The following is a 26510-nucleotide window of genomic DNA, read 5'->3' on the forward strand; positions in this document are numbered from 1 at the left end:
CCCAGTCACTCAGGAGGAGATCGATGGAGAAGGCCAGTCTCGGTTCGCGCATCGCCGTCTACGCGGTCTCCGCGCTCGCCGGAGCCGTCTTCGGCTTCTTCGCGACCTTCGGTCATCAGGCTCAGACCGTCGTGGCCGGCGTGTCGATCCCGTGGGGCATCGTGCTCGCGCTCCTCGGCGTCGCGGCGCTCGTTCTCGGCATCCGTCTCATCACGCGCGACCGCTGGGCGTCGTTCTGGACGGCGGGCGGTCTGCTCGCGGTCGTCTTCGTGCTCTCGCTGCCGGGCATCGGCGGCTCGGTGCTCGTCACCGACTCCGTGCTCGGCACCGTGTGGGCCGTCGGCCCTACGCTCATCGCCGTGCTCATCGTCGCGTGGCCGACGCTGCCGAACCGTTCGCGCTCGCGCGCGTAGACTGGAGGCTGACTCATGCTGAAGGGAACCCGCTTACCGTGACCTATGTCATCGCCCTTCCGTGTGTGGACGTCAAAGACCGCGCGTGCATCGACGAGTGCCCGGTGGACTGCATCTATGAGGGTGAGCGCTCGCTCTACATCCACCCCGACGAGTGCGTCGACTGCGGTGCGTGCGAACCGGTGTGCCCCGTCGAGGCGATCTACTACGAGGACGACCTCCCCGACCAGTGGGCCGACTACTACAAGGCCAACGTCGAGTTCTTCGACGAGGTGGGTTCGCCCGGCGGAGCCGCGAAGGTCGGCGTGATCGAGAAGGATCACCCGCTCATCATGGCGCTGCCCCCGCAGGCGCACTGACGATGGCGCTCGGAGAACTCCCCGACTACCCGTGGGACCTCATGAAGCCCTACCGCGCCGTCGCGGGCGCGCACCCGGGCGGCGTGGTCGACCTCTCGATCGGCTCGCCCGTCGATGCGACCCCCGAGGTCGTGCGTGCGGCTCTCGCCGCCGCGACCGACGCGCACGCGTACCCGCAGACCGTGGGAACGCCTGCGCTCCGTGAGGCCATCGTCGACTGGTTCGCCCGTCGCCGCGGCGTCGACTATCTGACGGTCGACCACGTGCTGCCGACGATCGGATCGAAGGAGCTCGTCGCGTTCCTGCCGTTCATGCTCGGTGTGGGCGAGGGCGACACGATCGTGCACCCGCGCGCCGCGTACCCCACCTACGCGATCGGTGCCGAGCTCTGCGGAGCGCAGGCCTTCGCCGCCGACGACCCCGCCGACTGGCCCGAGTCGACGAAGCTCGTGTGGCTGAACTCGCCGGGCAACCCCGACGGGCGTGTGCTCTCGGTCGACGAGCTGAAGGCCGCGCGAGACCGCGCGCTCGCGCTCGACGCGACGATCGTCTCCGACGAGTGCTACGCCGAACTCGGATGGGACGTCGACGAGGTGCCGAGCCTCCTCGACCCGCGCGTCACCGGCGGCAGCCGCACCAACACGCTCGTCATCTACTCGCTCAGCAAGCAGTCGAACATGGCCGGGTACCGCGCCGCGTTCGTCGCCGGATGCGGCTCGCGCATCGCGCGACTCGCCAACGTGCGGAAGCACGCGGGCCTCATGCTTCCGGCTCCCCTCCAGGAGGCCATGGTCGCCGCCCTCGGGGATGACGCGCACGTCGCCGCACAGCGTGAGATCTACGCCGCACGTCGAGCTGTGCTCCGCCCGGCCCTCGAGGCGGCCGGATTCCACATCGACCGCAGCGAAGCGGGCCTCTACCTGTGGGCCACCGAGGGTCACGACGCGTGGGAATCGATCAGTCGCCTCGCCGAGCTCGGAATCGTCGGCGGACCGGGCGTCTTCTACGGCGAGCACTTCCCGCGCCACGTGCGACTTTCACTCACCGCGACCGATGAGCGCATCGCCGAAGCCGCCCGGCGTCTTCGCGAGGCATCGCGCGCCTGATCCGTGTCATCCCGGCGTTCTCGCGCCGCGCGCGACCTTGTCAGGAACGGCAACGAGCGTCACGAATCGTTGTCTCTGAACACAATAGCCGCCGGTGGCGTCTAGGCTGTACGAGGGAAACCGCGCCACGAGCGGGGGGACTCTCACCGTTTCAGAGAGCACTGGAGGCGCCGTGGGCGACGTCGAATCGCAGGGTACAACTGCCGAACAGCAGAAGGCGACTCTCAGCTTCCCGGGAGGTCGGGCCGAATTCCCGATCCTGCCGTCCGCGGCGGGAGCCTCATCGATCGACGTCTCGTCGCTCACCAAGCAGTCGGGCCTCACCGCCCTCGACTACGGCTTCGTGAACACCGCGTCGACGCGGTCGGCGATCACCTACATCGACGGCAACGAAGGCATCCTGCGCTACCGCGGCTACCCGATCGAGCAGCTCGCACAGAACTCGACCTATCTCGAGGTCGCGTGGCTCCTCATCTACGGCGAGCTGCCGACGGCCGACGAGCTCGGCGCCTTCGACGAGCGCATCCGCCGCCACACGCTCCTGCACGAAGACCTCAAGCGGTTCTTCTCGGCCCTGCCGCACACCGCTCACCCGATGTCGGTGCTCTCGAGCGCCGTGTCGGCTCTGTCGACGTACTACGAAGACACGTCCGACCCCGAGAACCCCGACCACGTCGAGATGACGACGATGCGACTTCTCGCGAAGCTGCCCGTCATCGCCGCGTACGCGCACAAGAAGAGCGTCGGCCAGGCATTCCTGTACCCCGACAACTCGCTGTCGTTCGTCGACAACTTCCTGCGCCTGAACTTCGGCAACCTCGCCGAGCCGTACGAGATCGACCCGACCCTGTCGAAGGCGCTCGACCGCCTCCTCATCCTCCACGAGGACCACGAGCAGAACGCGTCGACCTCGACCGTGCGACTCGTGGGCTCAACGGGTGCGAACCTCTACGCCTCGATCTCGGCGGGCATCAACGCCCTCTACGGCCCGCTCCACGGCGGCGCCAACGAGGCCGTGCTGCAGATGCTCGCCCGCATCCAGGACTCGGGCGAGAGCGTCGCGAAGTTCGTCGAGCGCGTCAAGAACAAGGAAGACGGCGTGAAGCTCATGGGCTTCGGGCACCGCGTCTACAAGAACTACGACCCGCGCGCGAAGCTCGTGAAGGAGTCGGCGGACGCCGTGCTCGCCGGGCTCGGCGTCAACGACCCCCTGCTCGACCTCGCGAAGGAGCTCGAGCAGATCGCCCTCGAGGACGACTACTTCAAGGAGCGTCGCCTCTACCCGAACGTCGACTTCTACACGGGCGTCATCTACAAGGCGATGGGCTTCCCGACGCGCATGTTCACCGTGCTCTTCGCGATCGGCCGCCTGCCCGGCTGGATCGCGCACTGGCGCGAGATGAACGCCGACCCCGCGACGAAGATCGGCCGCCCGCAGCAGCTGTACACGGGCGCCGGCGAGCGTCAGTTCCCGCAGCGCTGAGCTGCCCGCGCGTGCTTCTGACCGCGCCGAAGCTCCGGCAGAACGCCGACGGTGCGGCGAACCACTGGGGCGCGGCGATGGGGGAGCGTCAGCGCTGGTCGATGACGCTCCATCCGCCGTCGGCGACGTCGATGGCGAGCTTCGCCGGGATCTGCTCCTTCATCGCCTCGACGTGACTGATGAGGCCGATCGTGCGGCCGCCCGCCCGCAGGCTGTCGAGCGTTCCCATCGCGATCTCGAGCGTGTCGCCGTCGAGTGAGCCGAAGCCCTCGTCGATGAAGAGGGTGTCGAGGGTGACGCCGCCCGCACGCCCGGTGACGACCTCGGCGAGGCCGAGCGCGAGCGCGAGCGACGCGAGGAACGACTCTCCGCCCGAGAGCGAGTGCGTCGACCGGGGACGACCGGTGTGCAGGTCGAGCACCTGGAGCCCGAGGCCGGACGACGCCTTGCGGTACGCGAGCGCATCGGAGTGCTCGAGCCGGTAGCGACCACCCGACATCTGCCGGAGCCGCCCGTTCGCGGCGGCGACGATCTCTTCGAGTTCGGCGGCGAGCACGTACGACTCGAGTTTCATCTTCTTGGTGTTGGGGGTGTCGCCGCGAAGGCTCGCGGCGAGCGTCGCGACCGTCTCGTACTCGGCGTGCGCCTCGGCGCTCGCGGACGCCGCGGCACGTGCGGCGCTCAGCAGCTCGGCGACGGACGTGTCCCGTTCGATGAGGGCGTCACGCGCGCTGCGGGCCTCGTCGCGCGCGTGCTCCGAGACGAGGAGCGCCGCGGCCGACGCATCGACGTCGACGGGCTCGCTCGGCAGCCCATCGAGCTCGGGGTCGGCGAGCGTCGCCTTCGCGATCGCGCGGCCCTCGTCGTGCGCTCGCACGGAGGCCTCGACCTCACCCTGATCGGTCGGTGAGAGGAGAGCCTGCTCGACCGACTCGGCGTCGGCGAACCCCGACTCGGTGAGCTGCGCGGCGAGGGCCTCGTCGGCGGTCGCGAGCGCCGACAGAGCCGACTCCTCGCGGCGTTCGGCCTCGGCCACCGAGCGGAGGGCACGGAGTCGCCGTGTCGTGTCGCGCAGGCGCTCGGCGACCGTCGTGAACTCGCCGCGATGCTGCTCGACGCGATCGGTCGCCGTCGCGAGTGCAGCGCGCGCCACGGACGCCTCCACGTCGGCGGCATCACGCTTCTCGCGGAGCGCGGCCAGCCGAGCCTCGGCCTCATCGAGCTCGCGGCGGAGGGCGTCGCGTTCGGCCGTCTGCGCGACGAGCGTCTCGGCCGCCTCGGCAGCAAGAGCGACCGCACGCGAGGCCGCGGTGACGCGTTCGTCGAGCGTCGCTCGATCGACGCCGTCGGTGCGCACGCGCTGCTCGCCGATGCGGGCACGCAGCGCATCGGCCGCGGTGCGGGCCTCGTCGGCGCCGCGCGTCGCGGCCTCGAGATCGGCGACCGCGGCGGCGACCATCGATTCGGTGACGGCGTCGTCGCCCGCCTCGGCGGGAGCGGGATGCTCGAGCGACCCGCACACGGAACACGCCTCGCCGTCGACGAGGGCCGCGGCGAGTTCGGCCGCGTGGCCGCCGAGGCGCCGCTCGTGCAACCGATCGAGCGCGATCGATGCCGCGGTGCGCTTGCGACCCTGGTCGAGTTCGAGCGCCTCGGCCGCGGGCAGGGCGAGGACGAGCTCGTCGAGCATCTCGGCCGCGCGGGCCGCCGCCTGGCACCGCTCCCGTTCGGCCGCAGCGCTCTCGGCGCGCCCGGCCGCGACGCTCGACGCGGTGATGCGCTCGAGAACGCCTTCCAGCCGGGCCGGAAGCTCCTCCGAGCGCGTGAGGGCGTCGGTGAGCGTCGTCGTCGCCGTGGTGAGCCGCGCCTCGGCGGCGGTCAGGGCGTCGCGTTGACCGGGGAGCGCACGTTCGTCGGCGGTGATCGCCTCGAGTTCCCCCTCGTCACGGAGCAGGCGCTCGATGTGCGTCTCGAGGTCGGCCCGCTCGAGTTCGAGGAGCGCCCGGTCGTCGTCGTGCGACACCCCTGCACGTGCCGTCGAGAGCGCGGTCGCCGCGAGTGCGGCCTCGGAGCGTGCCGCGCGCGCCGCGAGTACCGCGGGCCGGACGGTCTCGGCCGATCGATGGAGCGCCAGCCGCTCGCGTGCCCGAGCGATCGTCTCGGCCGAGGCATCCAGTTCGGTCAGCCGCTGCTCGGCCGCCGCACGTCGCCGCTGGCGCTCGGCCGTTGCGGTGAGACCCTCGTGGGCGGTCGCGGCGACGCGGTGCGCCTCGTCCGCGATCGCGGCGACACGTGCAGCCTCCTCGGCCTGCCGGTGAAGCGCCGCAGCCGCGTCGTCGGCGGACTCGAGGTTCATGAGTTCGACGTCGAGCCGACGGCTCGCTTGCGCGACGAGCTGGTCGATGCGCGCCCGAGTGACCGACAGGCCTTCGGCGAGCACGCGCGTGCGCTCGGCGAGGGCGTCTTCGTAGTCGCGGAAGCGACGCGTGCCGAACAGGGTGCGCAGTAGCGCCTGTCGCTCGTCGTTCTTGGCGAGGAGAAATTGCTGGAAACGGTTCTGCGCGAGCAGCACGACCTGGAGGAACTGCTCCTTCGAGAGTCCGAGCACGCGTTCGAGTTCGTTGCCGACGTCGGCGGGCCGCGCGAAGAGGCCCTCCCACACGTCGCCTTCGGCGCCTCGGCGGAGGACGGCGAGCCGGGCGGATGCCGGCGTCTTCGTCGTTCCGTCGCCGCGCTTCTTCGGCCGGTCGTACGCGGGGGAGCGCTCGACCCGGTAGCGGTCGTCGCCCACGGTGAACTCGAGCACGACGAGGGTCGGGTCGTCGGGCCCGCAGTGGTCGCTGCGGAGCCGTGCCTCGGTCTTGTCGTACCGGGGAACGCCGTCGAAGAGCGCGAAGCAGATGGCGTCGAGGATGCTCGACTTGCCCGCGCCGGTGCGACCACCGATGAGGAACAGCCCGTCGTCGGCGAAGGCGTCGAAGTCGACGGTCTGGGTGGACTTGTACGGACCGAAGCCTGTGATCTCGACGCGGTTGATCCTCACGCGGCGGCCTCGTCGCCCGCGCGCTCGCCGATGACGTCGGCGATGAGCCGCTCTTCCTCGGGTGTCGGCCCGTCGCCGCCGCGCACGTGCTCGAGGAATCCCGCGATGATCTCGGGGTCGCTCTTCGCCTTGACACGTTCGGCATAATTCGACGCGCCGTCGCCGCTCGTCTCGGCCGGTCGGTGGTCGAGAGTCGCGCACCAGGGGAAGCGGGTCTGGAGCTTCCGCATGGCATCGATCGGACGGCTCGTGTCGGTGAGGATCGCCGAGACCCAGTCGTCGCGCTGCGCGTCGAAGCGATCGTCGGTGAGGAGTTCGTCGAGCGTGCCCGTGATGACCGAGAGTGCGCGCGGCACGGGCAGATCGATCCACTCGGTCGCCTCGGCGCCCGCATCGACGTCGACGAGCCAGCCGCCGCGGGGCTTGGCCGCTTCGGCGAACGAGTAGTGCAGCGGCGCGCCCGAGTACCGCACGCGCGGCGACAGCGTCGAGCGCCCGTGGATGTGGCCGAGGGCGACGTAGTCGGGACCGTCGAAGGCCGACATCGGCACGACGTCGAGGCCGCCCGCCCGGATCTCGCGCTCGACGTCGCTCGCCTCGACACCCGCCGCGAAGCAGTGCGACAGCACGACGCTCGGCCCGCGGAGCGCATCGCGGATGCCGCGCATTGCGAACGACACGGCGTCGGCCTGGGTGCGGAGGGTCTCGCCGGGGTAGCGGTGACGGATGAGGCTCGGCTCGAGGTACGGGATGCCGTAGAAGTCGACGCCGTCGATCTCGACGGGCACATCGTGCTGCTCGACGCGCGTCAGCACGTGGATTCCTGCAGCGGCGGCGAACGCCGCCTGGAAGCCGAGTCGGCTCGCCGAGTCGTGGTTGCCGCTCGTCATGACGACGCGGGCGCCCGCGTCGCGGAGTCCGCCGAGCGTCGCGGTGAGCACGTCGAAGCTCTCGCCCGACGGCGTGGCCGAGTCGAAGACGTCGCCCGCGATCGCGACGACGTCGATGCGCTTCTCGGCGACCGTCGCGGTCAACGCCTCGAGCACCTCGCGGAGGGCCGGCAGCGTCGAGTGACCGTGGAAGGTGCGACCGATGTGCCAGTCGGAGGTGTGCAGGATGCGCATGCCTCAACGGTAACGGCGGCCGCCGACATCCCTCGGAAACCGAGCAGTAACACGCAGTGCCTAACCTCGCCCCATGACCCACGAGCCGCGCGCCGATCGCACCGTCGAGCGGGCGAGCGCCGCGCATCGCGCACCGGCCGAGACGTCCCTCGAATCGCGGATGCTCATCGCACTCGGCGCGAGCCTCGGTGCCGAGCTCACCCCGCTCACCCTGACCGTCGACGGCGTGACACGTCTCGAGGTGGAGGGGGCCGACCCCGCCGGCGGCATCCTCGTCCAGCTCGTCGCCAACGTCGGGGCCCTCAAATCGCCCGTCCGCAATCGGGTCGCCGCGAACATGTTCAAGCTCGCCTGGCTCACGACGAGCGTCCTCCCGGACTCGCGGGCCATCCTGTGCGTCACCGATAGCGTCGCCCCCGCCTTCACCGCGACCGGGTGGGCGAGCCTCGCCGCTCGCGACCTCGGAATCGAGGTCTTCCGCTTCGACGACGACGAGCACGGCGGACGCGTCGCGGTCGTCCTGCCGCAGCCGGGCACAATTTACGGCTCCGAAACATCGTCGGCCGAATCCTGAAATACGGCCTTCGTATCGTTGTCGGTAGATGGACCTCCGCGGGGCCGCAGCACGTCAGTGATTCGCTCCGCACGCTCTCCACTCTCCAGTCATCACCGGATCGAGTCTTAGGAGGAACCATGTCTTCTCTCGTCGCCCCGAACCCGCTGCGTCGGGCACTCGGGCATATGGCCACATCAGTGACGCTCGTCACAACGACCCACAACGGCCAGAACCACGGGTTCACAGCGAACAGCTTCGCGGCCGTCTCGTCGAGCCCGCCCCTCGTCACCGTCTTCCTCGCCGACACGGCCGAGTGCTACGGGGTCTTCGAGCGCACGGAGCACGTCGCCGTGAACGTCCTCGCCGACGATCAGGGCCACCTGGCCCGTGCCTTCGCCACGCGCGGCATCGACAAGTTCGCGGATCTCGCCCTCGCCGACTCCGACGCCCCCGTGCCCGTGGTCGACGGCGCGATGGCCTCAATCATCGGCCGGGTCGACGAGCGGTACACCGTCGGCGACCACCTCATGCTCCTCATCGCGGTCGACGACGTCGTGTACTCCGATCGCGAACCCCTCGTGTACCACAACCGCGTATTCAGAAAGCTGGTCTGATCGATGGACTCCTCTCCCGCCATCCGCATCGCCGCCGCCCGCAAGATCTACGGGTCGGGCGCCACCACCCTGACCGCGCTCGACGGCGTCGACCTCGACATCCGCCCGGGCACCTTCGTGAGCATCATCGGGCCGTCCGGTTGCGGCAAGTCGACGCTCCTCCGACTCATCGCGAGCCTCGAAGAGCCCGACGACGGCGACGTCGAGATCTTCGGGGTCTCGCCGCAGGCCGCGTGCGCGGCGAAACTGGTCGGCTTCGTGCCGCAGTCGCCCGCGCTCCTGCCGTGGCTCAACGTGCTGCAGAACGTCAGCCTCCCGCACAAGATCAACCGGGGAGCGGAGAAGCGGCGCCCCACGGCGGCTGCGGCCGTCTCGAACCGGCCGGCCACCGACCTCACGAAGCTCCTCCACGACGTCGGACTCGGTGAGGCCCTGCACAAGCTCCCGTCGGAGCTCTCCGGAGGAATGCAACAGCGCACGGCGATTGTCCGGGCGCTCGGCCTGCAGCCCGAAGTGCTCCTCATGGACGAGCCGTTCTCGGCCCTCGACGAGTTCACCCGGGAGGCCCTGCAGGAACAGCTCCTCGACCTGTGGGACGAGATCAAGACGACCGTCGTCTTCGTCACCCACTCGGTCACCGAGGCCGTGCGGCTCTCCGACACGGTCGTCGTCATGGCGCCGAAGCCGGGGCGGATCGTCGACGTCATCGACATCGACCTGCCTCGCCCGCGCAGCGCGGAGATGATCAAGACGGGCGACTTCCACCACTACGAAGACCTCATCCGTGACCGCCTGCAGGCCGCATGGCGCTCGCCCGAACTCCCGACAGCAGCCTGAGGAGCACCGCCATGACCGCCCTTGCCGACAGCCCCGCTCCTGCCGTGACCCGCGAGACGACGGATACCGTGCCGCACCGTCAGCGCACGATGCCGAAGTTCCTCCGCCCGAGCCGCTGGCTCCCGCTGACCATCATGATCGTGCTGCTCGCCGTGCTCTGGCAGATCGGTTCGGTCACGATGCCCTACCTGCTGCCGCCGCTCAGCGCGATCGGCGAGACCCTCGTCGGCAACCCCGGCTACTACCTCACGAACGCCTGGGTGACCCTGCAGGAGGCCCTCCTCGGTCTCGTCTTCGCCTTCATCGCGTCGTCGATCCTCGCGATCGCGATCAGCGAGGTCGCGGTCCTCCGTCGGGCCATCATGCCGATCGCCGTCGTGCTGAACGTCACCCCTCTCGTCGCGATCGCGCCGGCCCTCGTCGTCGCGTTCGGTTTCGGGCCCGAGCCGAAGCTCATCGTCACGGCGATCATCTGCTTCTTCCCGATCCTCATCAACGTGTCGGTCGGACTCCGATCGGTGCCGACGTCGGTCGTGCAGTTCTACACGACCGTCGCGGCCTCCCGCGCCGAGATGCTGTGGCACGTGCGGGTACCGAACGCGCTGCCCTACCTCTTCGCGGCACTCAAGATCGTGCTGCCGCTCTCGATCGTCGGAGCCGTCGTCGCCGAGATGTTCGCCCCGGGCGCGGCAGAGGGTCTGGGCACGGCCATCAGCCTCGCAAGCTCGAACAACAAGCTCTCGGTCATCTACGCGTCGATCTTCATCCTCGCCGTGATGGGCGCGACGCTCCTCGCCATCGTCACGGCCGTCGAGCGCCGCGTGCTGCACTGGCACGACTCGCACTCGGCGAGCGACGACTGATACCGAGCGACTGTCCCGGCCTCCGCCTGACCCGTTCCCTCCGCCTCGAGGTCGTCATCCGCACCTCGTCACGGCACCGCTCTGCCGTCTGAGCCCCGGTTCCCTTCACCCACCCCTCGCGTCATCCCACCCTGCGTCATCCCACCCCTCGCGTCATCCCACCCCTGACAGGAGTCCTCCATGGCACCCCGAACCCCCACCGCTCGCCTTCGCACCGCCCTCGCGCTCGTCGGCGTCGCCGCTCTCACCGCGACGCTCGCCGCGTGCTCGACCGACGAGGCCGACAGCGCGGCCCCCGGATCGACGGCGGGATCGGCCATCTCGGCCGAACGCTGCGCCGAGAACGAGGCCGCCGGCACCGTGACCTACCTCACGGGCTACCAGTACCAGGCCTCGGCATCGATCCTCGAGGTCATCGCGGCGAAGGAGCTCGGCTACTTCGACGCTCTCTGCATCGACCTCGACATCCAGCCCGGAACGGGCGACACGGGACAGAACACCCAGCTGCTCGCGAGCGAGCAGGTGCAGTTCACCGCCGTCAGCCAGCAGAACATCATCCAGGCGCAGGACTCCGGCATCGACATCCTCGGCATCTCGTCCTACTCGAACGTCGGCCTCGAAGTGCTCATCACGGGTCCGGAGATCACCGACCTCACGCAGCTCGAGGGCACCATTCTCGGCCAGAAGGGCGAGCTCCCGCCCACGGTCGGCGCGATGCTCGACAACGCGGGCGTCGATGTCGGAAGCATCCAGCAGGTCGTCGTCGGCTACGACCCGTCGGTCCTCACGCGCGGCCAGGTCACGTCGCTCACGGGCTTCATCTCGAACGAGCCGAACCTGCTCGAGGCGATGGGCGAGGACGTCACGGTGTGGCGCCCGTACGACGAGGACGTGCCGTCGTCGCTCGGCGCGCTCGCCGTCAACCCGGGCTTCGCGAGCGAACACCCCACCGTCGTCGAGGACTTCCTGCGGGCCTCGTTCCACGCGTTCGAGTACTGCGAGGAGAACGGCGAGGAGTGCGTCGGGTACGCCTCGGCGCTCTCGGGCGAGGGCTACGACGCCGAGCACAACCTGAAGATCTGGGAGACCGAGGCGGGCATCGTGCGCGAGAGCCAGACCGGAGACCTCGGAGCGATCGACACGGCCAACGTCGAGGCCATCGCCGCGATGCTCGACGAGTACTCCCTGCTCGAGACGCCCGTCTCGGCCGATGACGCGCTGGCCTACTTCGAGCCGGCATTCGTCACGGCCGTCTACGCCGACGGAACGCTCGTCTGGCCTGCACCCTGACCCACCGATCCCTCCTCACCCGCACTCCCATGAAAGACGTGACACCCATGAGCACCAAGGAATACGGGGTCTTCCTCCCCAACGCTGCCGGCGGCTGGATGATCTCCTCGACGGCGCCGTACCCGCCCGCGAGCTACGACTACAACAAGCAGGTCGCGCGCCTCGCCGACGGCATCGGGCTCGACTTCATCATGGCGATGGCGAAGTGGAAGGGATTCGGCGGCGCGACCGATCACTGGGGTGAGACCCTCGAGTCGATCACGATGATGGCGGGGCTCGCCGAAGCGACCGAGAACGTCAAGATCTGGGCGACGGTGCACGCGAACATGCAGAACCCCGCCTTCGCGGCGAAGGTCTTCACGACCCTGCAGCAGGTCAGCGGGGGCCGGGCCGGCATGAACATCGTCAACGGCTCGTACGCCGACGAGTTCGAGCAGATGGGGGTGTGGGACCCGAGTCTCACGCCCGACGCCCGCTACCGGATGACGGAGGAGTGGACGCGCGCCGTCCTCCGTCTCTGGAGCGAGGACTCCGTCACCGCTCACGGCGAGTTCTTCACCCTCACCGACTGCGAATCGCGGCCGCACCCCGAGACCCGCCCCACCATCATCAGTGCGGGTCGCTCCGATCGGGGGCGCGCCTTCCAGGCCGAGTTCGCCGACGGCGCGTTCCTCGGCTCGGAGAGCATCGAGGAGATGCGCGACCTCTCGCGCGACGTCCACGAGCAGGCCGCGGCGCGCGGCCGCACCGTTCGCACGTATTCGATGCTCACGATCGTGCAGGGTGAGACGGATGCCGCTGCCGAGGCCCGCGCGACGCACTACGGCGAGGGCGTCGACCGGGTGGCGCTCGGCAACATGCGCCGCTCGTGGGGATGGGACGCCGAGCGCGCCCTCTCGTGGGCGCAGGGCGCGAAGGGGGAGGAGGCGTTCCAGACGCCCTACGTCACGGGGTCTGCCGAGACGATCACCGAACGCATCCTCTCGGTGCTCGAGACCGCGGAACTCGACGGCCTCATGCTCATCTTCCCCGACTACATCGAGGACCTCCCGGTCTTCGGCGAGTCGGTGCTCCCCGCCCTCCGCGCGCACGACGGCGGTGCCTCGTGAGCCTTCGCGATCGTCAGCTCGCCGCGCTCGGCGGGGGAGGTGGTGCTCTGCTCGTCGTCGACGTGCAGCGATCGTTCGGAGACCCCGAGATGCTCGCCGACTTCAGTCTGAGCGAGCAGGCGGCGGCGGATGTCGCGGCAGCGGTGTCGCGATCGGCCGAACTCGTCGCCGACGCGCGCGCCGACGGAGTCCCGGTCTACTGGATCGAGCTCGCGACCGAGACGCCGTGGCGCGCGAGCCAGTGGCTCCGGACGGGTGACCCCGACCACCCGATCGACGACGGAGAGCCGTGCGTCGTCGGCACGGAGGGGGCCGAGTGGTACGTGCTCGAACCCCGAGACGACGAACCGCGCTTCCGGAAGACGGGTTACAGCGGGTTCCTCGGCACCGGGCTCGCCGAGCGGCTCCGCGCCGACGGCATCCGCTGGGTCTCGGTCATCGGTCTCACGACCGAGTGCTGCATCCTCGCGACGGCGACCGATGCCGTGCAGCTCGACTGGCCCGTGTTCGTGCCGCGCGATGCGACGGCCGCATACGCTCCGCACCTGCACGAGAACGCGCTCGGGCTGCTCGCCCTGAACGTGGCGGTCATCGGTGATGCCGACGAACTCGTCGCTCTCTGGGGCGGGGAGGAGACCTCGTGAGCGGGATGCACATCGCCTTCGACCTCTCGTTCACCCACACCGAGGGCCGCTGGGCGCGGGCGGGCTCGTGGGTCGGCCGCACCTTCCCCGACGTGCGCATGTTCCAGGAGATCGCGATCTCGGCCGAACGCGCGGGCGTCGAGATGCTCTTCTTCGGCGACGGCAGCGGCATCCCCGACACGTGGCGCGGGTCGATCGCCCCCGCGGTCGAGTGGGGCGTGCAGTGGCCGAGACAGGACATGAGCCCCTTCATCGCGGCGATGGCCGCCGTGACGAGCGACATCGGCTTCGGCCTCACGTACTCGTCGACGTTCATGCACCCCTTCTACGTCGCGCGACTGCTCAACTCGCTCGACCACGTCACCGGAGGGCGCATCGCCTTCAACGTCGTCGCCTCCTCGCGGAGCGCGGACGCCGCCAACTACGGCTACGACGAGTTGCTCGAGCACGGGCTGCGGTACGAGCGCATGGAGGAGTTCGTCGACGTCTGCCAGAAGCTCTGGGATTCGGTGCCGCCCGAAGCGATCATCATGGACCGCGAGACCGGTCGATTCGCCGACCCCGCTCTCATCGAGGCGATCGAGCACCGCGGACGCTTCTTCGACGTCAAGGGTCCGCTGTCGAGCATGCCGAGCCCGCAAGGGCGACCCGTGCTCGTGCAGGCGGGCAACTCGCCCCGCGGCGTCGCCGCGTCGGCGAAGTTCGCCGACGTCGTGTTCGGCTTCGGAGGATCGGTCGCGGGGCAGCAGCGTCATCGCGCCGCGCTCGACGCCGCCCTCGTCGCGGAGGGGCGCGATCCGAACTCCGTCGGAATCCTCTGGGCGACCCAGGTGATCGTCGGACGCACCCGAGCCGAGGCCGAGGCCCGGCGGGACGAGGTGCTCGAGTTCTGGAGTGAGGAAGCGGTCGGCGCCTACCTCTCGCACAACGCCGGGTTCGACTTCTCCCGGGTTCCCGAGCGGTTCGCCATCGGCGAGCTCGTCGAACAGATCACCGCTCTGCACGCGACGCCCGGCGGCCTCGTCGGCACCCTCGTCGACGAGTTCGGGCTCGATCACGAGATGACGCGCACCGAGTTCTTCGAACATGGCTGGCGGAGCGCGACCGGGCTCGACCACACGGTCATCGGCTCGCCCGCCGAGATCGCCGACGCCCTCGAAGAGAACTTCGCCGCGACGGGCTCGCGGGGCGGGTACATGTTCTCGACGCCCCTCGCGACGCCGTCGGGTCTCGACGACATCGCCGAGTTGCTCGTGCCCGAGCTGCGTGGCCGTGGCGCGCTCGCCCCGGCTCGACCGGGTCGGACGCTGCGCGAGAACCTCAGCGCGTGAGGCGTTCGGCGCCGGCCGGTTGGGAGCAGACGATCCTGCTCTGCACCCTCATCGGCACGGCGCAGATGACGTGGGGCGTCGTGGTGCCCGTGCTGCCCCTGCACATGAGCGCACTGCACGCCCCCGTCATCCTCCTCGGTCCGCTCATCGCGGCCTTCGCCATCGGGCGCGTGATCGGCAACATCCCTGCGGGGCTCCTCATGCGTCGATGGAATCCGCGCCTCATGCTGCACGTCTGCCTCGGCCTCCTCGCGGCGATCACCGCGGTCACCGGCCTCGTCGACGATCTCGGCGTCATCTTCGCGCTGCGCCTCGCCGCGGGCGTCCTCGGCGGCGCCGCCGTCACGATCGCGTTCGCGGTCGTGCTGGCCGGGGCGCCCGCCGCCCGCCGTGGCCGGGTCGTCGCCGTCGCCAATGTCGTGCAGATGAGCGCCGCCGCGGTCGGGGCGCTCCTCGGCGGCGTCGTCGTGAGCATCGCGGGCTCGGCAGCCGCTTTCATCGCAGCGGCGGTGCCCGTCGTGCTCGCTGCGGCCTGGGAGCTCGTACGGCCCGCGCGCGGGTACTGGGATGCCGTCGTGCGGCCGGTCCCGGGTGGCGATGACCCCGCGCCCGTCGTGGCTGACGACTCGCCCCGGCGCGGAGTGCTCATCTCGCTCATCGCCGTCTCGTTCGCGCTGTTCTTCGCACGCTTCGCCGCCGAGCAGGGGCTCGTCCCCGTGCTCGCGTACGAGCAGGGCGGGCTCGACCCCGTGGGCCTCGGGCTCGCGCTCGCCGGAGGGACGATGCTCAGCATGCTCGCGCTGCCGTTCGTCGGGCGCGCCATCGACCGGGGTGCGCGGCTCACCGTCATCCTGCCGTCGACCCTCGCCTCGGCGTTCTGCCTCGTCGCGCTCGGCATCGCCGACTCGGCGTGGCCGTTCGCGCTCCTCGTGGTGGCCTACGGCCTCATGACGAGCGTCGCGAACGTCGTGCCGGGTGTGGTCACGGCCGAGGCGTTCCCCGGGCGACGGGCCGGCGGAGTCGTCGGCGTCACCCGCACGGCCGGAGACCTCGGCGCGGCCGCGGGCCCGGTGCTCGTCTTCGCGCTCGCCGACGGGGCCGGGCCGACCGTGGCGCTCGCGGGTGTAGCCGTCGTGCTCGTGCTCGCGCTCGGTCCCTTCGCCGCCGTGACCCACCGGTGGACTCGCCTGCGTACGGCCAGGGGCGTGATCGAGAACGGAGGATGACTCGAGGAGGGGCGGCTACGAAACATCCCGGAAACAATCCCGTGACACTCTCGCAATGTTCTGCGGTGTCGACGAAGCCCCCGCCTGTCCTTCTGAAGGAGTCCGTGTGGCCCACGACACCACCGTCATCGACCGCGTCTACGCCGAGGTCCTCGCTCGCAATCCCGGCGAGGGCGAGTTCCACCAGGCCGTCCACGAGGTCTTCGATTCGCTCGACCGCGTGCTCGCCAAGAACCCGCACTACGTGAGCGAATCGGTGCTCGAGCGCATCTGCGAGCCCGAGCGCCAGATCATCTTCCGCGTGCCGTGGGTCGACGACGCCGGCCGCGTGCAGATCAACCGCGGCTTCCGCGTGCAGTTCAACTCGGCACTCGGCCCCTACAAGGGCGGCCTGCGCTTCCACCCGAGCGTCCTGCTCGGCACCGTGAAGTTCCTCGGTTTCGAGCAGATCTTCAAGAACGCGCTCACCGGCATGCCGATCGGCGGCGGCAAGGGCGGCAGCGACTTCGACCCCAAGGGCAAGAGCGACGCCGAGATCATGCGCTTCTGCCAGTCGTTCATGACCGAGGCCTACCGTCACCTCGGCGAGTACACCGACGTGCCCGCGGGCGACATCGGTGTCGGACGCCGCGAGATCGGCTACCTCTTCGGCCAGTACAAGCGCATCGTCAACCGCTACGAGTCGGGCGTGCTGACCGGCAAGGGCATCACGTGGGGCGGCTCGCTCGTGCGCACCGAGGCGACCGGCTACGGACTCGTCTTCTTCACCCAGCGCATGCTCGAGCAGTCGGGCCGCTCGCTCGACGGCGCCCGCGTGCTCGTCTCGGGCTCGGGCAACGTCGCGCTCTACGCGATGGAGAAGGTGCACGCCCTCGGCGGCACGGTCGTCGGAGCCTCCGATTCGGGCGGCGCGATCTACGACCCGAACGGCATCGACATCGACCTCCTGCGCGATGTGAAGGAGGTGCGCCGCGAGCGCATCAGCGCCTACGCGAGCGAGAAGGGCATGGACGTCGAGTACCGCGAAGGCGCGAACGTCTGGCAGGTCGCCGACGGAGCGTCGATCGACGTCGCCCTGCCGTGCGCGACCCAGAACGAGCTCGGCGAGGATGACGCCCGCCTCCTCGTCGCGTCGGGCGTGCGTGCCGTCGCCGAAGGTGCGAACATGCCGACGACCCCTGCGGCCGTCCGCGTCTTCCGCGAGGCCGGAGTGCTCTTCGGCCCCGGCAAGGCGGCGAACGCCGGTGGCGTGGCGACGAGCGCGCTCGAGATGCAGCAGAACGCCTCGCGCGACTCGTGGAGCTTCGAGCACACCGAGGAGCGCCTCTCCGACATCATGGACGGCATCCACGCGCGCTGCGCCGAGACGGCCGACGAGTACGGTGCGCCCGGCGACTACGTCATCGGTGCGAACATCGCGGGCTTCACGCGCGTCGCCGACGCGATGCTCGCGCTCGGCGTGATCTGAGACGTCGGCGTGATCTGAGACCGACGAGGGGCGGGCGGATGACACGCGCTGTCGTGTCATCCGCCCGCACCCACCCGGGCTCGTGCGGCCCGGCGGGCGTGTCCGCCCGGCGTGCGACGATGGAGACGTGACCGCGCCCTTTCCTCTCGTGGACGCGCTCGACATCTCGCGGTGGGTGGGCGCCGCCGCTTTCGCGCGGGGTCGCGCCTACGCCCGCGACGACCGCGTGGGTCAGCTGACGTGGGATCGCGGAGCCGGTCGGTTGCGTGCCGTGGTGCGCGGTTCGGACGGCTCGTCGTATCCGGTCGTCGTCGACCTCGAGGGGGCCGAGACCTCGCGACCCTCGATCGTGTCGAGCACGTGCGAGTGCTACGTGGGGTCGGCCTGCAAGCATGCCGTCGCTGCACTCCTCTCGGCCAATGCCGCGCACGCGGCGAGTGTCGTGAGCGAAACGCGGCCCCCGGCCGTGAGCACGCCCCCGGCCTCCGACTGGCGGTCGGGACTGACGCTCCTCGCGCCGGCCGCACCCGCCGCGCGGCGCGATGCGCGGCCCCTCGCCCTGCGTCTCGAGCATCGGGCGCCGGCCGCGCGTCGACCGGTTCGCGCCTCGGGCTCGCGGCTGCTCGCTCGGCCCGTGACGACCGGCGCTCGCGGCGACTGGATCGCCGCGAACCTGACCTGGCAGAACATCGGCTTCCAAGGTGAGAGCGGCGGCTTCGACCCGCGCCAGGCACGCTGGTTCGCCGAGTTCCACGCGCTGCGCGGAACCCGCAGCTACGTCTCGCCGACGGGCGACGGCATCGCGCTCGACGACTTCGAGAGCCCCCTGCTCTGGCCGCTCCTCGACGACGCGCGCGAGCGCGGTATCGCCGTCGTCGGCCCGCGGGGGACGCGCATCGAGGTCGGGGGAGCGGCGGATGTCGTCGTCGACGCCTCGCTCGACGACGAGGCGCTGCGGCTGAGCTCGGCGATCGTCGTCGACGGTTCGGTCTACCCCGCCGACGCCGTGCGCGCGATCGGGTCCCACGGCGTCTACCTCGCGACGAGCGACCGGATCCTCATCGCGCCCCTCACTCGCGCGCTCACCCCCGAGGCCCGCCGATCGCTCGGCACCACCGAGACCGTGAGCGTGCCCCGGGCCGAGCTCGACGACTTCCGCTCGACCTATTACCCGGCGCTCGCGCGGCGAGCGACGATCACGAGCGCGGATGCCACGTTCGAGGCGCCACTCCTCACGCCCGCGGTGCTCGTGCTGCACGCGAGCTTCGAATCGGGCGACCGGCTCGTCATCGACTGGTCGTGGCGGCACACCGGGGGCGCGACGAGCGAACTGGATGCCGACGACGACCACTTCGCTCCGGGCGACGATGCCGCGGGTCGACGCGAGGTGCGGGATGCCGTGCTCGACGTCATCGACGATCACCCGGTCGGCACGCTGCTGCTCGCGAACCGCGAGCTCGCGTCATCCGTCGCCGTGCGCGGAGTCGACGCGGCCGACATCGCGGCTCAGGTGCTCCCCGCTCTCGAGGCAATCGATCGCGTCGAGCTCGAGGTCGTCGGTACGCGACCCGAGTACCGCGAACTCGTCGAGACGCCCGTGCTGCGCGTCACCGCTGTCGAAAGCGAGCAGAACGACTGGTTCGACCTCGGCGTGACGGTCACGGTCGAGGGACGCACCATCCCGTTCCGGCCGCTCTTCACGGCGCTCGCGCGCGGGGCGAAGAAGCTGCTGCTCGTCGACAAGACGTACCTCTCGCTCGCCCAGCCCGTCTTCGAACCGCTGCGCGACCTCATCGAGGAGGCCGGATCGCTCGACGAGTGGGAGACCGGGCTCCGGATCAGTCGCTACCAGGCGAGCCTCTACGCCGAGTTCGAAGACCTCGCCGACGAGAGCGAGGCGGCCGTCGCGTGGCGGGAGATCGTCGACGGCCTCCGGGAGGGTGCCGAGATCGAGCCGATCGACCCGCCGGCATCGTTCGCGGGAACGCTCCGGCCGTATCAACTCGACGGTTTCCGGTGGCTCGCGTTCCTCTGGCGTCACCGCCTCGGCGGAATCCTCGCCGACGACATGGGTCTCGGCAAGACGGCGCAGATCCTGGCGCTCGCGACTCACGCCGTCCAGGCGGGGAGCGGGCCGTTCCTCGTCGTCGCGCCGACCTCGGTGGTGCCGACGTGGGCGAGCGAGGCCGCGCGGTTCGCGCCGGGGCTCCGTGTGGTGACTCTCGGGGCGACGAGCGCGAAATCGGGCCGCGCCCCCGCCGACGTCGCCCGAGACGCCGACATCGTCATCACGACCTACGCGGTCGCCCGCATCGATGCGCCGCGCTTCGCCGACGTGCACTGGTCGGCGCTCGTGCTCGACGAGGCCCAGTTCGTGAAGAACCCGGCGTCGCACGTGCACCGCGCGATGCAGACCATCCACGCCGACGCGCGCTTCGCCGTGACGGGCACGCCGATCGAGAACAACCTCGGCGAACTCTGGGCGCTTCTCGCGATCGTCGCCCCCGGGCTCTTCGCGTCGCGTCGCGGATTCGACGAGACGTACCGGCGACCGATCGAGCACGGGCTCGGAGCCGACCGGCTGACCGTGCTGCGCCGGCGTCTGCGGCCCTTCCTGCTCCGCCGCACGAAGGAACTCGTCGCTCCCGAGCTGCCGCCGAAGCAGGAGCAGGTGCTGACCGTCGAGCTCGCGCCGAAGCACCGGAGGCTCTACGACACGTTCCTCCAGCGGGAACGACAGAAGCTCCTCGGTCTCCTCGCCGACGTCGATCGGCACCGTATCGCAGTGTTCCGCTCGCTCACGTTGCTGCGGCTCTTGTCGCTCGACGCCTCGCTCATCGACCCGCAGTACGCCGGTATCGCCTCGGCGAAGCTCGACACGCTCGGCGAGCATCTCGACGAGGTCATCGCCGAGGGTCATCGCTCGCTCGTCTTCAGTCAGTTCACGTCGTTCCTCCAGCGCGTCGCCGAGAGGCTCGACGCGGCCGGGGTTCCCTACGTGTACCTCGACGGAGCGACGACGAACCGCGCGGCCGTGATCGACGAGTTCCGCGGCGGCGACGCTCCCGTCTTCCTCATCAGCCTCAAGGCCGGTGGCTTCGGGCTCACCCTCACCGAGGCCGACTACGTCTTCCTCCTCGACCCGTGGTGGAACCCGGCGAGCGAGCAGCAGGCGATCGACCGCACACATCGCATCGGGCAGCAGAAGAACGTCATGGTGTACCGACTCGTCGCGGCCGACACGATCGAGGAGAAGGTCATGGCGCTCAAGCAGAAGAAGGCCGACCTCGTCGCCGATGTGCTCGACGGGGGAGCAGGATTCGACTCGGCGCTCAGCGCCGACGACCTTCGCGGGCTGTTCGCGGAGTGACGCAGCGGGTGGGCGGGCGCCGAAAGCGCCTGCCCACCCGCTGCGGTCGGACTGGGGCTCAGGCCGTCGTGGTGGCCCCCGAAGCATCGCTCGCACCGACGGAGTCGTCGGCCTCGGCGTCGCCCGTGATCGTCTCGCCCGCACTCGATCCGAACTCGTCGTCGACGTCGGTCGCCGCTTGCTCGAACTGCGAGTTGTACAGACGCCAGTAGGCGCCTTCGCGGGCGATGAGTTCTTCGTGCGTGCCCTGCTCGACGATGTCGCCGTGCTCCATCACGAGGATGAGGTCGGCGTCGCGGATCGTCGAGAGACGGTGGGCGATGACGAACGACGTGCGTCCGTTGCGGAGGGCTGCCATGGCGTTCTGCAGGAGCAACTCGGTGCGGGTGTCGACCGACGAGGTCGCCTCGTCGAGGATGAGCACCGAGGGCTTCGCGACGAACGCCCGTGCGATCGTGATGAGCTGCTTCTCGCCCGCGGAGACGTTCGAGGCGTCTTCGTCGAGGACGGTGTCGTAGCCCTCGGGCAGCGAATGCACGAATCGGTCGACGTAGGTCGCCTTCGCTGCCTCGATGACCTCGTCGTCGGTCGCCGACTGACGCCCGTACCGGATGTTCTCGCGGATCGACCCCGCGAACAGCCACGGGTCCTGGAGCACCATTCCCGTGCGCGAGCGCACGTCGTCTCGGGTGAGTTCGGCGATGTTCTGTCCGTCGAGCAGGATGCGACCGCCGTCGAGCTCGTAGAACCGCATGATGAGGTTCACGAGCGTCGTCTTGCCCGCGCCCGTCGGACCGACGATCGCGACCGTCTGACCGGGCTCGACGCGGAACGAGAGGTCACGGATGAGCGGTCGCTCCGGCGTGTAGGCGAACTGCACGTTCTGGAACTCGATGACGCCGTCACCGTCGACGAGCGCCGGCGCGTCGTCGGCGTCGGGCTCCTGCTCGTCGGCGTCGAGCAGCTCGAACACGCGCTCGGCCGACGCCGTGCCCGACTGCACGACCGCGGCCATGCCACCGAGCTCGGAAAGCGGCTGCGTGAACTGCTGCGAGTACTGGATGAACGCCTGCACGTCACCGAGGCGGAGCTGGCCGCCCGCGACCATGAGCCCGCCGAGCACGGCGATGCCGACGTAGGTCAGGTTTCCGATGAACATCATGCCCGGCATGATGATGCCCGACAGGAACTGCGCCTTGAAGCTCGCCTGGTACAGCTCTTCGTTCTCGGCCTGGAACTTCTCGAGCGAGTCCTTCTCGCGGCCGAAGACCTTGACGAGGGCGTGACCCGAGAACGACTCCTCGACGCGCGCGTTGAGGCGGCCGACCTTGCGCCACTGGATTCCGAACGCCTTCTGCGACTTCGGCCCGATGATGCCGAAGATGACGGCCATGAGCGGGAGCGAGACGAGGGCGACGAGAGCGAGCTGCCACGAGATCGAGAACATCATGATGAGCACGCCGACGACGGTCAGCACGCTCGTCACGACCGTCGAGAGCGATTGCTGCATCGTCTGCGTGATGTTGTCGATGTCGTTCGTGACACGCGAGATGAGCTCTCCGCGCTGCACCTTGTCGAAGTACGCGAGCGGCATGCGGTTGATCTTCGCCTCGACCGATTCGCGCAGGCGGTACATCGTCTTCACCATGATGACGTTGATGACGTAGCCCTGCAGCCAGCTGAGGATCGACGCGGCGATGTACAGCGCGAGCACGAAGATGACGACCTGGCTGAGGCGCACGAAGTCGACTCCGCTGCCGAGCGCGAAGTTCTGCATCGCCGAGACCATGTTGGCGATGTCGGTCTGGCCGCCGGCGCGCAGAGCCTCGACGACCTGTTCCTGCGTCGCATCGGCGGGGAACTGCGAGGCGAGCTGCATCGAGACGACGCCCTCGAAGATGATGTTCGTCGCCTCACCGAGAACGCGCGGGGCGATGACGGCGAGCACGACACCGAGAGCGCCGAGGATCGACACGAAGGTGAACGCGAGGGCGTGCGGCCTCAGCAGTCCGATGAGGCGGCCGAAGCTCTTGCCGAAGTTCTGGGCTTTGCCCGGAGCGACGCTGTCCCAGTCGCCGGAACTCAGGCGCGCCTGCTCGGCGAGCTTGAGTTCGAGCTGTTCTTCTTCGCTGAGAGGGGTGGGGGTACTCGTGGTCATGCTTCCACTCCCAACTGCGAGTCGACGATCTGTTTATAGGTCTCGCTCGTCTCGAGCAGTTGCTCGTGCGTTCCGAGCCCGACCATGCGGCCGTCGTCGAGCACGACGATCTGGTCGGCGTCGGTGATCGTGGAGACGCGCTGTGCGACGACGATCTTCGTGACCTCGGGGAGCTCGCGCCAGAGCGCCTGGCGGAGGCGGGCGTCGGTCGTGAGGTCGAGCGCCGAGAACGAGTCGTCGAAGACGAGGACGTCGGGACGGTGCACGATCGCGCGGGCGATCGCGAGGCGCTGGCGCTGACCGCCCGAGACGTTCGTACCGCCCTGGGAGATGCGCGCGTCGAGCCCGCCCTCCATCGCCTCGACGAAGTCACGGCCCTGGGCGACCTCGAGAGCGTGCCACAGGTCGGCGTCGGTCGCGTCCTCGCGGCCGAAGCGCAGGTTCGACGCGACGGTACCGGTGAAGAGGAAGGGGCGCTGGGGCACGAGGCCGATCGTCGTCCACAGTCGGTCGAGGTCGGCCTGGCGCACATCGACGCCGCCGACCGCGACGGAACCGGCGGTGACGTCGAAGAGGCGGGGGATGAGCGAGACGAGTGTCGTCTTGCCCGCGCCGGTCGATCCGACGATGGCGACGGTCTGACCGCGAGCCGCGTCGAACGTGATGCCTTCGAGCACGGGGTGCTCGGCACCCGGGTAGGTGAAGGTCGCGTCGCGGAACGCGACGGTACCGGGAGCGGGGAACTCGGTCGTCGCGTCGGCGGCCCGGGTAAGCGTCGACTCGCTCGCGAGCACCTCGCCGATGCGCTCGGCCGAGACGGCGGCGCGCGGGATCATGATCGTCATGAAGCTCGCCATGAGCACACCCATGAGGATCTGGCCCACGTACTGCATGAATGCGAAGAGCGTTCCGATCTCGACCTGGCCGGCGTCCACCTGGATTCCGCCGAACCAGATGACGCCCACGACCGTGACGTTCAGCACGAGCATCGCGAGCGGGAAGAGGAGGACGAACAGCGAACCGACCTTGCGGCCGACGACCATGATGTCGTGGTTCGCGACGCTGAAGCGCTCGGCCTCGATGGGCTCGCGCACGAACGCGCGGACGACGCGGATGCCCGTGAGCTGTTCGCGCATGATGCGGTTGACCGCGTCGAGCTTCTTCTGGAAGCTGCGAAAGAGGGGCACCATGCGGCTGATGATGAGTCCGGCGACGACGAGGAGCGACGGCACCGAGACACCGATGAGCCAACTCAGACCGACATCCTGCTGGAGCGCCATGATGACACCGCCGATCGCGAGGAGCGGCGCCGTGACGAGCATCGTCGCGCCCATCATCGCGAGCATCTGCACCTGCTGCACGTCGTTCGTGTTGCGCGTGATGAGCGAGCCGGGGCCGAACTGCGAGACCTCGCGCTCGGAGAAGGCGCTGACCTTCTCGTAGACGTCGAGGCGGATGTCGCGGCCGGCCTGCATCGCGGCGCGCGCAGCGAAGAACGTCGCGATGATCGAGCACGTGATCTGACCGAGCGAGATCGCGAGCATGAGGCTGCCCGTCGACCAGATGAACTCGGTGTCGCCGCGGGCGACGCCCTGGTCGATGATGTTCGCGTTGAGGCGGGGAAGGTAGAGCGACGCCATCGCGGAGAGGAACTGGAAGACGAGGACGCCGACGAGGAGCCAGCGATATCGCTTCAGATAACGGACGAGGAGTTTTCCGAGCACGAGCGGTCTTTCGAGAGGAGTTGCGGGGAGGGCTGAGGCGGAACGGTCGCCCGCGCAGCGGGCGGGGCGGCGGTGCCGCTCGGGGGACGGGATCGACCTCGTCAGACTACGAGCATCCTCCGACATGCGCGTCCGTCGGAAGGTGGAGATCGATACGGAGCATTAGAGCATTCCACCGCGGTCGCGGAGAGTCAACCCGATCGCGGACATCCGTCGGCTGCAAGAATCGACTCGGGCGAAGGAGAGAGCATGACGCAGGCACGTGACGGCTGGCTGGCTTCGGAAGACGGGCCGGAGTATCCGCCCGAGCCCTGGTATCTGGGCGGTGACTTCGCGGGCAGCGCGTTCCTCGTGCCGCCCGACCGCCTGCCGGCCGGCACCCGCGACGCGATCCCGGCACGGCACGAACTCGTCACGGTCGGCGGGCGAGCGCTCGTCGGCGTGACCTTCGTGCACTACGGCACGAGCGGCGTGCTGTCGTACGAGGAGCTGCTCGTCGCGGCCGTCGTGAGACGCGGTGCGCGGCTTCATGTGAGCATCCCGAGCATCTGGGTCGACAGTCCCGAGTCGCGAGCGGGCGGCCGGGCGCTCTGGTCGATCCCGAAAGGCCTGGGCGACTTCACGCGCCGCGAGCGACCGAACGGCATCGTCTCGACATCGCTCAGCGTCGACGGTTCGCCCGTTGCCTCCCTCGACGCAGAGCCGCGGCGCGTCGGTTCCCGTGCACTGAACGTCCCCCTCACGACCGCTCAACGTCTCGACGGGCGCTCCGTGATCGCGACGAACGTCATCCTCGGTCGGATCGGCGGCGCGCGGACGCGCTGGACGTTCGCCCCTGACGGTCCGCTCGGAGGTCTCGCGGGCCTCCGACCACTCGCCAACTTCTCCATCGCCGATGCCGCCGTTATCTTCGGCAATCGGGTGCGACGCGGCGGAGCGGTGTCATGAGCTCCGCCGTGTCATCCGGTCGCGGAGGGGTCGCCGTCGTCACCGGCTCGGCTCGCGGCATCGGGCTCGCGATCGTCCGCGAACTCCGCCGCGTCGGCTATCGCGCCGTCGTCTGCGACCTCGACCTCGAGGCGAGCCGCGCGGCCGCCGCGTCGATCGGCACCGATGTTCCCGCCTTCGCCGTCGACGTGAGCGACGCCGACTCGCTCGATGCGCTCGTCGCCGACGTCGAGCGCGAGGTCGGCCCGATCGAGGTGTGGGTCAACAACGCGGGAGTCATGCCGACGGGGCGCTTCCTCGACTCGCCGCGTGAGCGCACCGACATCGTCATCGACGTCGACTTCCGCGGAGTGGTGGATGCCACGCGCTCGGTGCTTCCCGGAATGATCGAGCGGGGGCACGGATGCCTCGTGAACATCGCGAGCGCGACGGGCACCAAGCCGATGGCCGGGCTCGCCGTCTACTCGGGAGCGAAGGCCGCGGTGATCGCGTTCTCGACGGCCCTCCGCCGTGAGCTCCGCCACACGGGTGTCGGCGTGTCCGTCATCCTGCCGTACCTCGCGGCGACGCCGATGGGAGCGGGCATCACGGCTCAGCGCGGATTCTCGCCGGTGACCGCCGAGCAGGTCGCCGCCCGCGTCCTGAAGGCGATCACGCGCGGCACGCTCATCTCTTACGTGCCCGCGAGCCTCAAGCTCGGCGCCGCCGTGTTCACTGCTCTACCGATCCGGGTGCAGGACTGGCTCGACGACATCCTCGACTCGGACAGCATCGGCCTCGGCGGCGACTCCGCAGCTCGGGCCGCGTACGCCGCCGAGGTCGATCGGGACTGATCGGCTCTCGC

The 26510-nt window shown here is 69.7% G+C and carries 21 protein-coding genes; 17 read left to right on the forward strand and 4 right to left on the reverse strand.

Features of this window, described 5'->3' with window-relative positions; translation table 11 throughout:
- The first annotated feature begins 23 nt into the window (after positions 1–23).
- The 4 genes from BJ972_RS00275 (at position 24) to BJ972_RS00290 (ending at position 3361) form a co-directional block, all read left to right on the forward strand.
- Entirely contained in the window at positions 24–413 is a 390-nt protein-coding gene (locus BJ972_RS00275; RefSeq protein ID WP_129175904.1) for a DUF6113 family protein, read from the forward strand.
- A 38-nt stretch (positions 414–451) separates the two neighbouring features.
- Positions 452–772 carry a ferredoxin gene (gene fdxA / locus BJ972_RS00280; protein WP_129175902.1) on the forward strand — a complete coding sequence of 107 codons (321 nt, stop codon included), beginning with the start codon at positions 452–454 and terminating at the stop codon, positions 770–772.
- 2 nt (positions 773–774) lie between these two features.
- Entirely contained in the window at positions 775–1878 is a 1104-nt protein-coding gene (gene dapC / locus BJ972_RS00285; protein ID WP_129175900.1) for a succinyldiaminopimelate transaminase, read from the forward strand.
- A gap of 172 nt (positions 1879–2050) precedes the next feature.
- Positions 2051–3361, forward strand: coding sequence for a citrate synthase (locus BJ972_RS00290; protein ID WP_129175898.1), 1311 nt, complete (start codon positions 2051–2053; stop codon positions 3359–3361).
- A gap of 88 nt (positions 3362–3449) precedes the next feature.
- Here BJ972_RS00290 and BJ972_RS17495 read toward each other — a convergent pair whose 3' ends face one another.
- Both BJ972_RS17495 and BJ972_RS00300 read right to left on the reverse strand, forming a co-directional pair.
- Entirely contained in the window at positions 3450–6404 is a 2955-nt protein-coding gene (locus BJ972_RS17495) for an AAA family ATPase (protein ID WP_164989960.1), read from the reverse strand.
- Positions 6401–7528, reverse strand: coding sequence for an exonuclease SbcCD subunit D (locus BJ972_RS00300; protein WP_129175894.1), 1128 nt, complete (start codon positions 7526–7528; stop codon positions 6401–6403). The genes BJ972_RS17495 and BJ972_RS00300 overlap by 4 nt, the downstream gene beginning before the upstream one ends.
- Positions 7529–7601: 73 nt before the next feature.
- Here BJ972_RS00300 and BJ972_RS00305 point away from each other — a divergent pair, with 73 nt between their 5' ends.
- From BJ972_RS00305 to BJ972_RS00355, 11 genes are all read left to right on the forward strand, one after another.
- A complete protein-coding gene (locus tag BJ972_RS00305) occupies positions 7602–8102 on the forward strand; it encodes a hypothetical protein (RefSeq protein ID WP_179419900.1) in 501 nt (166 codons plus the stop codon).
- A gap of 119 nt (positions 8103–8221) precedes the next feature.
- Entirely contained in the window at positions 8222–8698 is a 477-nt protein-coding gene (locus BJ972_RS00310) for a flavin reductase family protein (protein ID WP_129175892.1), read from the forward strand.
- 3 nt (positions 8699–8701) lie between these two features.
- Positions 8702–9535: an ABC transporter ATP-binding protein gene (locus BJ972_RS00315; RefSeq protein WP_129175890.1), complete on the forward strand. Its 834-nt coding sequence runs from the start codon at positions 8702–8704 to the stop codon at positions 9533–9535.
- A gap of 11 nt (positions 9536–9546) precedes the next feature.
- A complete protein-coding gene (locus BJ972_RS00320) occupies positions 9547–10398 on the forward strand; it encodes an ABC transporter permease (protein ID WP_206736530.1) in 852 nt (283 codons plus the stop codon).
- A 180-nt stretch (positions 10399–10578) separates the two neighbouring features.
- Complete coding sequence (locus tag BJ972_RS00325; RefSeq protein ID WP_129175888.1) at positions 10579–11688, forward strand: ABC transporter substrate-binding protein; 1110 nt, start codon at positions 10579–10581, stop codon at positions 11686–11688.
- Positions 11689–11735: 47 nt separating this feature from the next.
- Positions 11736–12797: an LLM class flavin-dependent oxidoreductase gene (locus tag BJ972_RS00330; protein ID WP_129175886.1), complete on the forward strand. Its 1062-nt coding sequence runs from the start codon at positions 11736–11738 to the stop codon at positions 12795–12797.
- Positions 12794–13441, forward strand: coding sequence for a cysteine hydrolase family protein (locus BJ972_RS00335; protein ID WP_129175884.1), 648 nt, complete (start codon positions 12794–12796; stop codon positions 13439–13441). Before BJ972_RS00330 ends, BJ972_RS00335 begins: the two co-directional genes overlap by 4 nt.
- A gap of 5 nt (positions 13442–13446) precedes the next feature.
- Entirely contained in the window at positions 13447–14772 is a 1326-nt protein-coding gene (locus BJ972_RS00340; RefSeq protein WP_218851037.1) for an NtaA/DmoA family FMN-dependent monooxygenase, read from the forward strand.
- Positions 14769–15998 (forward strand): MFS transporter, encoded by a 1230-nt coding sequence (locus tag BJ972_RS00345; RefSeq protein WP_129175880.1) that lies wholly within the window; start codon positions 14769–14771, stop codon positions 15996–15998. Before BJ972_RS00340 ends, BJ972_RS00345 begins: the two co-directional genes overlap by 4 nt.
- A 106-nt stretch (positions 15999–16104) precedes the next feature.
- Positions 16105–17466 carry an NADP-specific glutamate dehydrogenase gene (gene gdhA / locus BJ972_RS00350; RefSeq protein WP_241830846.1) on the forward strand — a complete coding sequence of 454 codons (1362 nt, stop codon included), beginning with the start codon at positions 16105–16107 and terminating at the stop codon, positions 17464–17466.
- Positions 17467–17593: 127 nt separating this feature from the next.
- A complete protein-coding gene (locus BJ972_RS00355) occupies positions 17594–20836 on the forward strand; it encodes a DEAD/DEAH box helicase (protein WP_241830845.1) in 3243 nt (1080 codons plus the stop codon).
- Positions 20837–20894: 58 nt separating this feature from the next.
- Here the strand turns inward: BJ972_RS00355 and BJ972_RS00360 are convergent, their stop codons facing one another.
- Positions 20895–22994, reverse strand: a complete 2100-nt coding sequence (locus BJ972_RS00360) for an ABC transporter ATP-binding protein (RefSeq protein ID WP_129175876.1) — start codon at positions 22992–22994, stop codon at positions 20895–20897.
- Positions 22991–24718 carry an ABC transporter ATP-binding protein gene (locus BJ972_RS00365; protein WP_129175874.1) on the reverse strand — a complete coding sequence of 576 codons (1728 nt, stop codon included), beginning with the start codon at positions 24716–24718 and terminating at the stop codon, positions 22991–22993. The genes BJ972_RS00360 and BJ972_RS00365 overlap by 4 nt, the downstream gene beginning before the upstream one ends.
- A 249-nt stretch (positions 24719–24967) precedes the next feature.
- Here BJ972_RS00365 and BJ972_RS00370 point away from each other — a divergent pair, with 249 nt between their 5' ends.
- Complete coding sequence (locus tag BJ972_RS00370) at positions 24968–25666, forward strand: acetoacetate decarboxylase family protein (RefSeq protein WP_129175872.1); 699 nt, start codon at positions 24968–24970, stop codon at positions 25664–25666.
- Positions 25663–26499, forward strand: a complete 837-nt coding sequence (locus tag BJ972_RS00375) for an SDR family NAD(P)-dependent oxidoreductase (protein ID WP_129175870.1) — start codon at positions 25663–25665, stop codon at positions 26497–26499. The genes BJ972_RS00370 and BJ972_RS00375 overlap by 4 nt, the downstream gene beginning before the upstream one ends.
- Positions 26500–26510 lie beyond the last annotated feature (11 nt).

Source organism: Agromyces atrinae (genome assembly GCF_013407835.1).
Lineage (GTDB): Bacteria > Actinomycetota > Actinomycetes > Actinomycetales > Microbacteriaceae > Agromyces > Agromyces atrinae.